Genomic DNA, 14,183 nt, shown 5'->3' with positions numbered 1-14,183 from the left:
TTTCTGGTCGTCGTCAGAGTCGTCCGCGCTTGCCCGCGTCGTCGCGTCCGAGCGCCTGCTTGAGGAACGACATCCACCGCTTGCGGTCGGCGGCCTCCTTCGCTCGGGCCTCCTGTTCGAGGCTGGTCGGACCGAGGCTTTCGAGGGCGTTCAGCGCGCGGTCGATGCCCACGATGGCCGACACCAACTCCTCGCCCTCCTCGCGGGTGATGTCGCCCTCTTCGAGCAGTTGCTTGCGCTGGAGTCGCTCGCGCCGGAGGTTCTTCTTGGCCTCGTCCACCCGGTCGCGTTCGCCCGCGGGCACGGTGTCCCGGCGCTTGATTTCGAAGACGAACTCCCGGAGGTCTATCGACTCGCCCTGCACGTCGATGGTCTCGGGGATGTCCGCGCCGACCGTCGCGCCCTCTCGCTCGACGCGTTCGAGCAGTTGTTTTCGCTCGTACTCCTTCACGTCCCCATCTCGGTCCGCCAGCGTCAAAAATTCGCCGGGAAACGTCGCTCGGGGGGACTACCCCCTGTCGTAGGTCCGGGCGACGACTGCCGGAGCATGCGCTCGGGAAATAATCGCCGGGCGGCGTATGACTCCGTTCAAAGCATACAAGCGTGGGGTGAGTACGGAGGTGCATGAAAAAGCCCGGCGAAGTGTTCGCGGACGCGAGCGTCTACGACCCCGGTATCGAGGCCATCGTTCCGCGCTACGACGAACTCCACGACGCGATTCTCAACTCCCCGCCCCACGACCGAAACGACCCCGTGAACGTCCTCGAACTCGGCGCGGGCACCGGCGAACTCACGACCAAACTTCTAACCCGGTTCCCGAAGAGCGACGTTCTCGTCGTGGACCACAGCGAGCAGATGCTCGGCGAGGCCGAGCGCAAACTGGAGACGTTCGGCGACCGGGCGACCCTCGAACGCGGCGCGTTCCCCGACGACTACCCGGCCGCCGAAGACGAGTACGACCTCGTGGTCTCGTCGCTGGCGATACACCACTTGGACGAGGGCCGGAAGCGCGACCTGTTCGACGCGGTGTACGAGTCGCTTTCCCCCGGCGGATGGTTCATCAACGGCGACGTGATTCGGTTCGACGCCCCGCACCTCGAAACCGTCTCGGGCGAGATGATAGAAAACTGGGTGCGCTCGAAGGGGTGGCAGGAAGACGACTTCATGGACGAGTGGCAGGCCAGCGACGACTACGACGACCCCTCGACGCTGACCGACCAACTCGTCTGGCTTCGGGACGCCGGGTTCGAGGCGGTCACGTCCATCTGGCAGTACTACAACTTCGCGGTGTACGGCGGCCGGAAGTCGGAGTGAGACCGACGGATACTCCGACGACTGACACGTCCGATTCCGGGTCTCGTCGGAGCGACGAGACCCGCTACGACCCAAATCCCTTTCAGGTCCGGCCCCCAAGACTCTTCCAATGGCGCAGTGCGACGAGTGTGGCGAACACGAGAACATGCCGTACAACTGCCGGAGATGCGGCGGCACGTACTGTTCTACCCACCGGCTTCCGGAGAGTCACGACTGTCCGGGGCTGAACGAGTGGAACGACCCCGACGGCGTGTTCGACAGTGGTTTCGACGACAGCGTGAACGAAGGCGGTCAGTCCTCGGGCGTCAGCGACCGCATCGGCGTGAACACGGGTCCGGGCGGGCCGCTTGGCTACTTCCGGGACAACATGACCTACGTGTTCCTCGGACTGATGTGGCTCACCTTCGCGGCCCAACTGGTGGTCCAACTCACGGCCCCGTGGCTGGTCGGGCCGATATTCGTCCTCCAGTCCGACCACCTCCTGCGGGTGTGGACGTGGGTCACGTCCATCTTCGCCCACGGCGGGTTCGGCCACATCGCGCTCAACTCCATCGTGCTGTACTTCTTCGGGCCGGTGGTAGAGCGACGAATCGGGTCGAAGAAGTTCGTCGCGCTCTTCCTCGTCGCGGGGATGGCCGCGGGTCTCGCGCAGGCGGGCGTCTCGGCAATCATGTATCCGGGCATCCCGTCGGGCGTCGTCGGCGCGAGCGGCGCGATTGCGGCGATTCTGGGCGTGCTGACCGTCCTGAACCCCAGCCTCACTATCTACCTCTACTTCATCCTCCCGATGCCGCTGTGGTTGGCGACGACGCTGTTCGTCGGCTATTCGGTGTTCGTCTCCGCGACGGGCGGTATCGGCGCTGGCGGCGTGGCGCAGTTGGCCCACCTCGCGGGCGTCGCAATCGGTCTCGCCTACGGCGCGAAACTCAAACAGGAGGGCGAGCGCGCACCGCAGGAACTCCAACTCGGCGGCGGCGGTGGTCCGGGCCGCGGTCCGGGCGGTCCGGGCGGACCCGGCGGCCGGTTCTGACGCTCCCGCACGCTCGCTTTTTCCCGCCGCTTTCAATCGCTGTCCCGTCGCTTCCAATCGCTTTTCCCGCCGCCTCCCCTCGTCTCGCCCATGAGACCAGTCCACCCCGAGTTCGTCCCCGACGCCTCGCTCTCGCGCGCGGAGATGGAGCGACTCCAGCGCGACATCGCGGAAGTCGCCGTCTTCGAAGACCGGTTCGACTTCGACCCCGAGGCGGTGTCGGCGGGCGCGGGCGACGCCGAGCAGACGCAGTTAGGCGGGACGGTCAGCGGGGACGACCCGCCCGTCGTCGCTGGCGTGGACCAAGCGTTCGCCGCCGACGGCGAGCAGGCCGTCAGCGCCATCGTCGCGACTCGCGGCGGCGAGGTGATAGAGCGCGTCCACGCCGTCGAACCCACCGAGATACCCTACGTCCCGGGCCTGCTGTCGTTCCGCGAGGGCGGGGCCATCCTCTCGGCGTTCGAGAAACTCGCGGTCGAACCGGACCTCGCGGTCCTCGACGGGAGCGGGCGCATCCACTTCCGGCAGGCGGGCATCGCCACCCACGTCGGCGTCACCCTCGACGTTCCGGCAATCGGGGTCGCCAAGAACCTGCTCTGTGGCCGCCCGCGCGAGTCGCTGGACGGCCACCTGCCGGAGGGCGCGCGGGTCGCCATCGAATCGGACGACGGCGTGACCGCGCCGCCGGGGACGGTCATCGGCTACGCCTACCAGTCGCGACAGTACGACGACCCCGAGACGCGCCACGTCAATCCCCTCTACGTCAGCCCCGGCCACCGCGTGAGTGCCGAGACGACGACGGACCTCGTGGCGCGGCTCTGCGATGGCTACAAACTCCCGGAACCGACGCGACTGGCCGATAGCTACGCCGACGAGGTGAAGGCGGACATCGGGGAGTGAGTCCGGCACGCGTGCGCTCGGTGGAACGGACCCTCGGTCGAACCGCGAACTGGACCCCGAACCGACGAAATTTATCTGTCCCCGACGCGACAGTGGGAGTGTGACCGAAACCGTTCTCATCACTGGTTGCTCGTCGGGCATCGGACGCGAGACGGCCCACGCCTTCCTCGAAGACGGGTGGGAAGTCTACGCGACGGCCCGCAACCCCGCCGACGTGGAGGCGCTCGGCGAGGCCGGGGCGAACATCGCTACGCTCGACGTGACCGACGAAGACGACGTAGAGCGCGTGGTCGAACGCATGATAGACGAGGAGGGCCGCGTGGACTGCCTCGTCAACAACGCGGGGTACGCCCAACTCGGTCCCGTCGAGGACGTGCCCGTAGAGAGCGTCGAAGACCAGTTCGCGGTCAACGTCTACGGTCCCCACCGCCTCGTCCGCGAGGTCCTGCCCCACATGCGCGAGCGCCAGACCGGGACCATCGTCAACGTCTCCAGCGTCGCCGGGCGACTCGCCACGCCCGGCATGGGCGTCTACAGCGGTTCGAAGTTCGCCATGGAGGGCATCACCGACTCGCTCCGTCCCGAGGTGGCCGACCACGGCATCGACGTGGTGCTGGTCGAACCCGGCCCGGTGGACACCGCCTTCACGGAGCGCGCGAACGACGAGTTGCAGGGCGTCGAGCGCTCTGACGGCTACGACACCCTCTACTCGATTCTGGACGACAGCGAGGCCATCGGCGGCGGCGGTCCCGGTTCGGTGTCGCCTCGCGAGGTGGCCGAGACGATTCTCGACGCCGCGAACCTGTCGGACCCCGCCGACCGCTACCCGGTCGGACAGGTGGCGAAGGTGACGTTACTCGCCAGATTTATTCCGGCGAAGCTCCGCGACAAGTTCTTCGGACTCCTGTTCTCGCTCGTGGCGAAAAATCCGCTCGGGGAGTAGTCTACTCTCCCGCTCTGCGCGCGAGCATCGCGGCCGCGAGCAGTGCGACCACCGTCACACCGACCGAGAATCCCGGCGTGTCGCCGGTCGGCGCGGTCTCTGTGACGGTCTCGGTCCCCTCGTCGCTCGCGGACTCGGTGGTCTCGTCGTCGCGCACCTCGAAGTTCAGTTCGAGTCCGTCGTACTCCTTGGCGGCGCTGGTGTTGCCGACCGGGAAGTAGGTGATAGCGGCCCGGAGCGTGTACGTGCCGGGGTCGGACCCGACCACCTCCGCCGAGATGTCTTTGGTCTCGCCGGGCGCGATGACGAACGTCGCGGTGGGGAGTCCGCCGCCGCTACTCTGTACGTCACTCCCGCCCTGAATCTGGATGCCGCTGGGAACCTGTAGCGTAATCTGGACCTTGACCGGTTTCTCGTTGGTCACGTCCGCCGTGAACGCGCCAGCGAGTCGGCCCGGACTCCCCGGCGCGATTATCTTCTCGGGGGTGTAGAGGCGAGCGACTTGGAACAACTCGCCGTTGGCGAACGACTGGCCGTCAACGCCCGACGACGCGGTGTCTTCGGTCGATTCCGGCGTTTCCTCGGTCTCGGGCGCTTCGGTCCGCTCGGTGGTTTCGGTCGTCTCCTCCAACGCCAGCGACTCCGGCGTGGTCGTCGCCACGTCGCCGACCGGAACGCGGAGCGTCTTTTTCACCGTGCGCTCGCCGTTGTCGGTGACCCGGAGCGTCACCGTCTGGACGCCCGATTCGTCGAACGTGTAGGTGGTCTGGGACCCGTCGTAGCCGAAGTAGCCGTCGCCGTCGAAGTCCCACTCGTACTCGGTAATCCGGCCGTCGGCGTCCGAGGACGCCCCCGCGTCGAACGTCACCGTCTGGTCGGGCGCGGGGTTCGTCGGCGAGAAGGTGAACGAGGGTTCGGGGGCCGAGTTCTCGACCCGAATCGTCCTGATTTCTTTCACCGTCTGCTCGCCGTTGTCGGTGACCCGGAGCGTGACGGGGTAAGTGCCCGCGGTGTCGAACGAGTAGGTGTTTTGGGACCCGTCGTAGCCGAAGTAGCCGTCACCGTCGAAGTCCCACTCGTACTCGGTAATTTGACCGTCGGCGTCCGAGGACGCCCCCGCGTCGAAGGTGATAGTGTCGTCGGGCGACGGGTTCGACGGCGAGTAAGTGAACGTGGCGTTGGGTGCGTCGTTGCCGACTCGAATCGTCTTGGTCTCCTTGGTGGTCACGTCGCCGTTGTCGGTGACTCGGAGCGTGACGGTGTAGCTACCCGCGGTGTCGAACGAGTAGGTGTTCTGGGACCCGTCGTAGCCGAAGTAGCCGTCGCCGTCGAAGTCCCACTCGTATTCTTCGATGTTCCCGTCGGCGTCCGAGGACGCTCCGGCGTCGAACGTAATCGTGTCGTCGGGTGCCGGGTCCGACGGCGAGTAGGTGAACGTGGCGTTGGGCGCGTCGTTGCCGACCCGAACCGTCTTGGTCTCTTTGGTGGTCACGTCGCCGTTGTCGGTGACTCGGAGCGTGACGGTGTAGCTACCCGCGGTGTCGAACGACCGGGTGACCGTCGAACCGTCGTAACCGAAGTAGCCGTCGCCGTCCAAGTCCCACTCGTACTCCTCGATACTGCCGTCCGAGTCGGTGGACGACGACGCGTCGAAGGTGACCGTCTCGTCGGGAACCGGGTCCGACGGCGAGTAGTCGAACGCCGCCGTCGGCGCGTCGTTCGTCACCGAGACGGTTTTCGTCGTCGTGACGCTGTTGCCCTCGTCGTCGGTGACGCGAAGGGTCACGACGTACTCGCCCGCGGTGTCGAACGACCGGGTGACCGTCGAACCGTCGTAGCCGAAGTAGCCGTCGCCGTCCAAGTCCCACTCGTACTCCTCTATGGTGCCGTCGTCGGTGGACGACGACGCGTCGAAGGTGACCGTCTCGTCGGGAACCGGGTCCGACGGCGAGTAGTCGAACGTCGCCGTCGGCGCGTTACCCGCGGCCGCCGCACCGCCGACCACCGCGCCAGTCGTCAATCCCACAGTCAGCAAACAAGCTAGTCCCCAAAAATAGGTCAGAGCTATCGCGCGTCTGTTCATCTAATCCGTAATTTAAATCCCGAATATATAAATATTCAAAAGACCGCGCGGCGTCACTCCAGACAACTCGCCACCAGCGCCAGCATTCGCTCGCCGCGCACCTCGTCGGCCAGCAGGGGGACCCGCTTCACGTCGTGACCCCGGAACACCTCTTGGGCTTCCGCGAGGGCGTCCTGTTGTACGTCCCACCGGCGCTGACAGAACTCACAGGTATCGAGGTTCGGCGAGACGAAGGCCTCGTCGTCCACGTCGCCGCCGGTCACGTCCGCGAGGTCCTCCATCACCTTGTTGACCACGACGGTTCCGACCGGCACCTCGAACTCCGCGAGTTGGCCGAGCAGACGCTTGGACTCGAAGACGCTCATCTCCTCGGGCACCATCACGACGCGGAAGTCGGTCTGGGTCGGGTCCCGAAGCGTCGCGCGGAGTCGTTCGATTCGGTCGCTGAGTTCTTCGAGGTCGTCCAACCCCTGTTCGGGGTCGGCGTCCTCGCCGCCGAACATCCCCTTCATCCCCTCCATCATGCCCTGAAACTTCTGTTTGAGCTTCATGATGCGCCCGACCATCGTGTCCATGAGTTCCGGGAGTTCGAGCAGTCGGAGGGTGTGGCCGGTCGGCGCGGTGTCCACGACGACGCGCTCGAATCGCGGGTCGTCCATGAACTCCAACAACTTCTGCATCGCGGCGGCCTCGTCCGCGCCGGGCATCGGCCCGCCGAGCATCGCGTCCATCGGGTTCTCGCCGCCGAGCATCCCGCCGAGACCCCCGAGCGGTCCCCCTGCCGCGCCCTCGTCGCCGACGCCCGCGGCGTCGGCACCTGTGCCGTCGGCGTCCGCGGCGTCGCCAGCGCCCTCGCCGCCCGTCGCCGCGCCGCCGAAGAGGGCCTGTCCCTCTTCGAGGGCGGCCTCGGGGTCGATTTCGGCGGCGTAGAGGGGCACGTCCTCGCGGATGCGCTCGGGCGTCGCGGAAATATCGGTCCCGTAGGTGTCCGACAGCGAGTGTGCGGGGTCGGTCGAGACCACCAGCGTCGCGGTGCCGTCGCGGGCGCTGGCCATCCCCGTCGCCGCCGCCATCGTGGTCTTGCCGACGCCGCCTTTCCCGCCGTAGAGGACGTACTCGGGGGCGTCGATGCCCTCGGGAACGTCGCTCTCGTCGATTCGCTCGACCGCCTCCACGTCGAGTTCGGTCATTGCCGGAGGGTTGTGAGTCGGGACTTGTGTACCCGTCGGTCTCGCGCGTCGGCGGTCGGGTGCGTGCGAGCGTTCGGAGGTTGTTCTGGGTTTGTTAAAGGTGCATTTTTGTTTGTTTAGGAATTGTATAGATTGCTTTTTGGCAGGGGGGTAGCGTTGTCAGGGGCGTCGTCGGAGGTCACTGCGACGGCACCGCAACTACGACGGTAGACACCTCCGACTGCACTGCAACTGCGACAGTGGACGACTGCAACCGCGACGGCAGACGAATCGGGACGACTAGTTTCAGGCTTGAACCAATCATACCGCACCGCCACCGCACGGCACCGCCACCGCACGGCACCGCACCGCCACCGCACAGCACCGTGCCGCCACCGCACCGCGCCCCCGTTCCTCCCCGCACCGCGAGCGCCGTCGGCGCTCGCGGTGCGCGTCCCGTGGTCCGGACGGGTCGCGTTCGCTCGGTGGACCAAACCACCGTGGGCGGGGTAAAGGGGCCGCCCGCTCGCGGCCGAAGGCCGTGGTCGCCTCAGCGACCCCTATCCGGAGCGAGCGAACGCAGTGAGCGAGCGAGGATATGTCGCTGAGCGACCGCGAGCGGGCGGGGGCTTTCGGGGCGTTCGTTGTCACGATTCCGGCGGTCGCTGTCGCGGTTCGTAGCGAGCGGGCGGGGGCTTTCGGGGCCTTCGTTATCGCGAGTCCGGCGGTCGCTGTCACGAGACGAAGCGACCTGACGGGGGCTTTCCAAATCGGGACTCCGACCGTCTCCGAGTTCCCCGACCTACGACTCCGCCCCCGTCCGAGAGTTTTTTCCGCTGGGCCACGACGTATCGAGTATGACCGAGACCGACGCCACCGAGCAGTCCGACGACGAGGGTCGGGAGTACGACCCCGAGGCCGAACACGCCTTCCCCGACCACCGCCTCAACGAGGTCTTGGAGTTCGTTCAGAGCGACCCCGAGATTCAGACCTACCTCGACGCCCAGAACGTCAACCCCGTCGTCCGGAAGGGGTACAACGACCACGGGCGCAAACACATCTCCATCGTCCGCAACCGGGCGCTCGCGCTCTACGACCTGCTCAAGAAGGGCGGCATCGACTTCAACGGCGCGTCCGAGCAGGGGTTGGACGAGGCCGACGAGAGCGTCATCGTCGCGCTGGCGGCGACCATCCACGACATCGGCCACGTCGTCCACCGCGACGAACACGCCTACTGGTCGATTCCGCTCGCCGCGGACGTTCTCGACCGCATCCTCCCCCAGTTCGACTTCTACGACCGCGAGGATGTCGTCCGCGTGAAAGGCGAGGTCCTCCACGCCATCCTCTGTCACCACACCGAGGAAGACCCCCTCACGACCGAGGCGGGGGTCGTCCGGGTGGCCGACGCCCTCGACATGGAGAAGGGTCGCTCGCGGATGCCCTACGAGAAGGGCGGCCGTGGCATCGACACCGTGTCGAGTCAGGCCATCCAGCGCGTCACGCTGATGCAGGGCGATACCGTGCCGGTCCTCGTGGAAATCGAGATGTTGAACGCCGCGGGCGTCTATCAGGTCGATAACTTGCTGAAGGCCAAACTCCGGGACTCGGGACTCGAAGACGACATCCGAATCGTCGCGGTCAACATCCGCGACGGCGACAACAATCTGGTCGAACGGGTGGAACTCTAACCCACCGCCTGCCTACCGAATCGACTCGTAGACGCTCCGCAACTTCTCGATAGCGTTCTCGACGCTGACCGACTCGCGCCGGGCCAGACACGTCTCTCGCAACTCCTCGCGTTCGGCCAGCGTCCGGCGAATCGCCTCCCGGAAGTCCGCCACGTCGCCGCTCTCGTAGTGATAGCCCGTCTCGCCGTCGCGGATGGTGTTCGAGAGCGCGCCAGCGTCCGCGCCCACGACGGGCGTGCCGCAGGCGTTGGCCTCCAGCGCAACCAGTCCCTGCGTCTCGACCGGACTCGGGAACGCGAAGGCGTCGAGCGCCGAGTAGAACGCGGGCATCTCCTCGCGGTCCAGAAAGCCCAAAAAGCGGGCGTCCGCACCGACTCCCTTCGCCTGCGCTTGCAAGTCCTCGCGGGCCGGGCCGTCGCCGCCGAAGACGACGGTCACGTCCATCTCGGCGGCGGCGGCGACCAACTCCGAGAGGCGCTTTTCGTAGCCGTGACGCCCGGTGTAGCCGATTAGCGGCCGGTCGCCGAGCAAGTCGTGGCGGTCCAGAAAGTCGTCGGTCTCGACGGGTTGGAACCGCTCGGTGTCGATGCCGTTGGGCACCACCTCGACGGGCGTGTCCACGCCCACCTCGTCTTCGAGGTGGGCGCGGGTCGCCGCGGAGGGTGCCAATACCGCGTCGGCGCGCCCGAAGAACCAGCGTTCGTACGCCTCCGAGACCCGGCCGACCAGCGAGGCCACCGAGTCGGTGGGCGAGACGTACTCGGCATACTCGCTGGTCGGGGTGTGGTAGGACGCGACCAGCGGAACGCCTTGGTCGCGGGCGAGTCGGAGGCCGCCGAGACCGATGCTGAACGGCGTGTGGGCGTGGACGACTTCGGCGTCCCGGACCGCCTTCGGAATCGTGGGCGTGCCGAGGCGGAACCCGTCGTAGAACGGAAACGGGAGGCTCCCGACCGGATGCTCGCCGTCGTTCGGCCGGTGGCCGTCAGCGTTGGGGTAGACCACGTCCATCCGCCCGCCTGCCCGTTCCCAGCGATCGCGCCACGACGCGATAGTGTAGGTCACGCCGTTGACAGTCGGCAGGTAGGTGTCGGTGAACGCGGCGACCTGTTCCATTGTTGGCCCCTTTGGGAACCGGTAGTTAAGTCCTTTTGAAGTCGCCTCGCCGCGGAGAAGTCCGAATCCCGTGAGCTACCGCGCTAACTCGCGGTAGAGTGACACGAGGTCGTCACCTATCGCGTCGAGTTCGAACTCTCGGCTCTTCTCGGCGGCGGCGTGGCCCAACTGCTCGCGCAGGTCGAGGTCCCGGAGTCGGTCCAGCGAGGCGGCGAAATCCCCGACGGCACCGCTCGCTTTCAGGCAGTGAGTCCCGTCGTCCAACCAGTCGTAGGTCGGAATGTCTCGAATCACGAGGGGCTTGCCGCAGGACATCGCTTCCAGCAGGGCGATGCCCTCGTTCTCGTTCTTCGAGGGCCAGAAGAACACGTCCCCGGCCGCGAACGCTCCTTCTATGTCCTCGACGTAGCCCGTGAACTGGCAGTTGTCGGGCGCGCTCTCGACCAGACGTTTGGTGTCTCTGCTCTTGAGGAACCGGTCTAACTCGCCGCCCGCGGGATTGAGGTAGCCGAACCACACGAAGTCGAGTTCGGGCATCTCGTGGGCCGTCTCCACGAACGCTTCCAGTCCCTTCCGCTTGATGACGTGGCCAACGTTGAACACGACCGGCGGGTCGAGGTCGTAGCGGTCCAGATACGTCTCGCGCAGGTCCTCGTCGTCGTAGCCCTCGACCTTCTCGGGGTCGAAGCCGTTGCTGATGACGGTCTTGGGCGCGTCGGCGTACTCCTCTACGACCCGACGGTTGTACTCGGAGGGACAGACCAGATGGTCGGCCAGCGAGTAGGCGTACCGGAGGTAGGGCTTCATCGGCTTGGCGAGGAGGTTCGAGAACGCGAAACTCTCCTCGAAGTCCTCGGCGGTCTGGTGGGTGTGGACGAGGACGGGAACGTCGGCGCGTCGGGCCTGCTTCGCGTAGTAGAGGGACTTCGGACCCATGTTGTTGAGGTGGAGCAGGTCGGCGTCGAGCGTCGGTCTCGTCGTGTACTCGACGCCGTGGCGGTCCATAATCTTGCGCTGGTTGTCCACCGACTGGGCGTGGCCGCCGGTGATGTACTCCTCCCACTCGAAGTAGTGGCTCACCTTCATGGTTCGAGTCCAATCAGGCCGAAACCGCCGATTCCGGGGTCGTTGCGCGCGCTCACTGTCGGACGGAAAACGCGGCCGGGACAAAACCCTACCGGAACGCGGCGGAAACGCCTCGGAAAGTAGTCTATTTCGCCCGCCAGAAACCAAAAGATATTTTAGTTGCTCAGAGAATGACCCCGATGGGGCAACACAGGAACCTTCTATCCTTGTCCTGTCTCGCCCCGGAAACCCCCACCCCCCATTCCCATAATGAACATCGCCGAAGAGCGCATCGAGCGTCTCGCCTCGCTCGCCCGCGAAGCAACCGCCGAGTGTCACGACGACCGCGCCCGCGAGTACGTCCGCCTCGCGCGCAGACTCGCCGAACGAAACCGCGTCTCGCTCCCCGAGCAGTTCAAGCGGTTCACCTGCGACGCCTGCGATAGCTACCTCCGACCCGGAAAGAACGCCCGCGTCAGGCTTCAGAGCGGCCACGTCGTCCTCACCTGCGACTGCGGCGAACAGAAGCGACACCCCTACGACTCCTGACCCCGCGGTTCGTCCGTCCCCCTTCACGTCTTTTAAGGTCGTCCCCCACCGAGAAGGGGGCATGACCGACGAAGACCTTCGCAAGCAGGCCCACGACCTCGACGTGACCGTCTGGGTCGGCAAGGCCGGTATCGAATCCGTCACCGACGAACTCGCCAACCAACTCGGCGACCGCGAACTCGTGAAGGTGAAGTTCCTCCGGGCCGCCCGCGGCGGAACGTCCACCGAGGAACTCGCCGACCAACTGGCCGACCGGGTAGACGCCGACCTCGTGGAGACGCGTGGTAACACGGCCGTCCTCCACTGATGGTCGAACCGCTTCCGGTCTTGGAGCGACTCCTCGGCGACGCTGGCTACGCGATGGCCCTGACCCAAGCCATCTACTTCGTCGTCTCGTTTCTGACGGTCTACTTCGTCGGCCGGGCGACGGTAGTTCCGCTGGTCGGCCGATTTCTAGACCGGCGGGACCTCGACAGACACGCCAAGACGCCACTGTTGAAGTTGACCAAGTTCGGCGTCGTGTTCGTCGCCGTCTCGGTCGCGTTCGGGTTCGCCGACTACGGCAACTTCCTGACCTCGCTGGCGACCATCGCGGCGGCGGCCACCCTCGCCATCGGTCTGGCCACGCAGGATGTCATCAAGAACTTCGTCTCGGGCGTGTTCATCTACACCGACAAACCCTTCAAAATCGGCGACTGGGTGGAGTGGGACGGCGGTAGCTACTCGGGCATCGTGGAGGACATCGGCCTGCGCGTGACTCGGGTCCGTACCTTCGACAACGAACTGCTGACGGTGCCGAACTCCCAACTCACCGACGGCGTTATCAAGAACCCCGTCGAGGGCGACCGACTCCGCCTGAAGTTCCTGTTCGGCATCGGCTACGACGACGACATCGACCGCGCCACCGAGATTATCGTCGAGGAAGCCGAGGACCACCCCGACGTGCTGGACGACCCCGCGCCCTCGGTCCGACTCACCGAACTCGGCGACTCGTCGGTGGGTCTCCAGTCGCGCGTCTGGATAGCCGACCCCTCCCGAAGCGACTACGTGAAGACCCGCGGCGAGTACGTCACCGCGGTCAAAGAGCGGTTCGACGCCGAGGGCATCGACATCCCCTACCCCAATCGGACGCTCGGCGGCGGACTGGAGTTGACGAACGTCGAAGGGACGGTCGAAGCCGCGGACGACTAGTTCTGACCACTTCTCTGCTGTGCTGTCGAGTACCAGATACTGCACCGCGAACGAAGCGAGCGGACCAAGGAACCGTCGAAGAAGCGCCTGTGGCGCTTCTGAGGCGGTGACGCCGTGTTTTTCATCGAAGTTTTACAAGCGAAAGACCGGCGAGCCGACGGCTCGCCGGTCTGGAGCGTGGTAAGAGTTCGGTATGAATGCGGACAGCCGGAATCGCCCGGCGTTCCGTGCCGGGGAATCCCGGTCGCGTCCTCCACCCCGCGGCCCTACGAGCGATAGCTGTCCAGTGGTCCGCTGCTCGCTTCCGCGCCTGACGGATTACCACCGGCTAACTCCGACTGCGACACTCCTGCGAGTGCCCGCCGGAGACCGCTATCCCCGTAGGACGAGGCTTCGAAGTCGGCTTCCGGGGCCCGGCACGGTCTGACCGGACTCTTCCGGGGTTCGGCCCCCGCTGAAGACCATAGTGCGGGTGACGAGCAGGGCCTAACTGCCCGACCTAGTCCATCTCGAAGTAAGCGGCCACGGACTTAAGGGCCTTTCGCAAATCGTGCGACGGCGAGGAACCGGACCCCCGGAGAGACCGACGCCGGGCGGGAAAGGACTACGCGACGGCGAGGATAGCCCACGCGTTGCCGACGACGACGAGCAAGCCCGCGAGGAGGTAGACCGCGCCCCCGGCGCGGAACGTCCGGCGGGCGTTGCCGGTCACGCCCGGCAGGACGACGAGGACGACCGCGGCCATCGCCTTCAGGAGGACGAGACCGGCCAACCCTGCTTCCGCGAGGACCGCCGAGGCGACCGGGTTGACCTCTTCGAGTCCCATCGCCATCCCGAACCCCGTGGTTACCACGTCGCCGACCATCAGCGCGACGACTGCGCCGAACAGGACCGACGAGACGTACCCCCACCACGACCGTCCCTCGTCGCGGAGGACGTACTCGCGGTCTTCCTCTAGCAGGAACTCGTCGTCCCGGTGCATCCACCGCTCGCGGGCCTCTTTCGAGTCCGCGAGGTCGCCCACTCCGTCGCCGTCGGTCTGAGGACTCGCGGGCGGGTCGGTGCCCGTCGGGGCGTCGATTCCGGACGGGTCGCTCTCGGACACGACCCAAGCTACCGGCGCGTCGGGCTTTGT

14 protein-coding genes and 1 other RNA gene are annotated in these 14,183 nt (G+C 66.2%); 8 read left to right on the top strand and 7 right to left on the bottom strand.

From position 1 onward, the window contains the following. Positions 1-13 precede the first annotated feature (13 nt). A complete protein-coding gene (locus P2T60_RS03850; protein ID WP_276281240.1) occupies positions 14-451 on the bottom strand; it encodes a DUF5788 family protein in 438 nt (145 codons plus the stop codon). 173 nt (positions 452-624) lie between these two features. Between P2T60_RS03850 and P2T60_RS03845 the strand changes: the two genes are divergently transcribed. The 4 genes from P2T60_RS03845 (at position 625) to P2T60_RS03830 (ending at position 4,187) form a co-directional block, all read left to right on the top strand. Beyond that, positions 625-1,314: a class I SAM-dependent methyltransferase gene (locus P2T60_RS03845; RefSeq protein ID WP_276281239.1), complete on the top strand. Its 690-nt coding sequence runs from the start codon at positions 625-627 to the stop codon at positions 1,312-1,314. Between the two features lie 109 nt (positions 1,315-1,423). Further along, complete coding sequence (locus tag P2T60_RS03840) at positions 1,424-2,344, top strand: rhomboid family intramembrane serine protease (RefSeq protein WP_276281238.1); 921 nt, start codon at positions 1,424-1,426, stop codon at positions 2,342-2,344. A gap of 90 nt (positions 2,345-2,434) precedes the next feature. After that, positions 2,435-3,244, top strand: coding sequence for an endonuclease V (locus P2T60_RS03835; RefSeq protein ID WP_276281237.1), 810 nt, complete (start codon positions 2,435-2,437; stop codon positions 3,242-3,244). Positions 3,245-3,344: 100 nt separating this feature from the next. Beyond that, complete coding sequence (locus tag P2T60_RS03830) at positions 3,345-4,187, top strand: SDR family oxidoreductase (RefSeq protein WP_276281236.1); 843 nt, start codon at positions 3,345-3,347, stop codon at positions 4,185-4,187. Position 4,188: 1 nt separating this feature from the next. Here the strand turns inward: P2T60_RS03830 and P2T60_RS03825 are convergent, their stop codons facing one another. Both P2T60_RS03825 and P2T60_RS03820 read right to left on the bottom strand, forming a co-directional pair. Then, positions 4,189-6,213 (bottom strand): PKD domain-containing protein, encoded by a 2,025-nt coding sequence (locus P2T60_RS03825; RefSeq protein WP_276281235.1) that lies wholly within the window; start codon positions 6,211-6,213, stop codon positions 4,189-4,191. 110 nt (positions 6,214-6,323) lie between these two features. Continuing rightward, positions 6,324-7,589, bottom strand: a complete 1,266-nt coding sequence (locus P2T60_RS03820) for an ArsA family ATPase (protein ID WP_382210405.1) — start codon at positions 7,587-7,589, stop codon at positions 6,324-6,326. 707 nt (positions 7,590-8,296) lie between these two features. Here P2T60_RS03820 and P2T60_RS03815 point away from each other — a divergent pair. Then, positions 8,297-9,127, top strand: coding sequence for an HD domain-containing protein (locus P2T60_RS03815; RefSeq protein ID WP_276281233.1), 831 nt, complete (start codon positions 8,297-8,299; stop codon positions 9,125-9,127). Between the two features lie 12 nt (positions 9,128-9,139). Here the strand turns inward: P2T60_RS03815 and P2T60_RS03810 are convergent, their stop codons facing one another. Beyond that, entirely contained in the window at positions 9,140-10,243 is a 1,104-nt protein-coding gene (locus tag P2T60_RS03810; protein ID WP_276281232.1) for a glycosyltransferase family 4 protein, read from the bottom strand. A gap of 75 nt (positions 10,244-10,318) precedes the next feature. Further along, entirely contained in the window at positions 10,319-11,329 is a 1,011-nt protein-coding gene (locus P2T60_RS03805) for a glycosyltransferase family 4 protein (RefSeq protein WP_276281231.1), read from the bottom strand. 249 nt (positions 11,330-11,578) lie between these two features. On the opposite strand from P2T60_RS03805, the gene P2T60_RS03800 reads away from it, so the two are divergent. The 3 genes from P2T60_RS03800 to P2T60_RS03790 all read left to right on the top strand — a co-directional run bounded on the left by P2T60_RS03800 (position 11,579) and on the right by P2T60_RS03790 (position 13,048). Beyond that, on the top strand, positions 11,579-11,857 hold the full coding sequence (locus P2T60_RS03800) for a ribonuclease P protein component 4 (protein WP_276281230.1): 279 nt from the start codon (positions 11,579-11,581) through the stop codon (positions 11,855-11,857). Positions 11,858-11,918: 61 nt separating this feature from the next. After that, positions 11,919-12,164, top strand: coding sequence for a YhbY family RNA-binding protein (locus P2T60_RS03795; RefSeq protein WP_276281229.1), 246 nt, complete (start codon positions 11,919-11,921; stop codon positions 12,162-12,164). Next, positions 12,164-13,048: a mechanosensitive ion channel family protein gene (locus tag P2T60_RS03790; protein ID WP_276281228.1), complete on the top strand. Its 885-nt coding sequence runs from the start codon at positions 12,164-12,166 to the stop codon at positions 13,046-13,048. The genes P2T60_RS03795 and P2T60_RS03790 overlap by 1 nt, the downstream gene beginning before the upstream one ends. A 197-nt stretch (positions 13,049-13,245) precedes the next feature. On the opposite strand, the gene ffs is transcribed toward P2T60_RS03790, so the two are convergent. Both ffs and P2T60_RS03780 read right to left on the bottom strand, forming a co-directional pair. Beyond that, positions 13,246-13,558: signal recognition particle sRNA (gene ffs / locus P2T60_RS03785), an RNA gene on the bottom strand. Positions 13,559-13,652: 94 nt separating this feature from the next. Then, on the bottom strand, positions 13,653-14,153 hold the full coding sequence (locus tag P2T60_RS03780; protein ID WP_276281227.1) for a DUF5658 family protein: 501 nt from the start codon (positions 14,151-14,153) through the stop codon (positions 13,653-13,655). Positions 14,154-14,183: the final 30 nt, after the last annotated feature.

Origin of the sequence: Halorussus caseinilyticus (assembly GCF_029338395.1) — an archaeon.
Taxonomy (GTDB): Archaea; Halobacteriota; Halobacteria; order Halobacteriales; family Haladaptataceae; genus Halorussus; species Halorussus caseinilyticus.
This window is presented reverse-complemented; position numbering and strand designations above follow the sequence as displayed.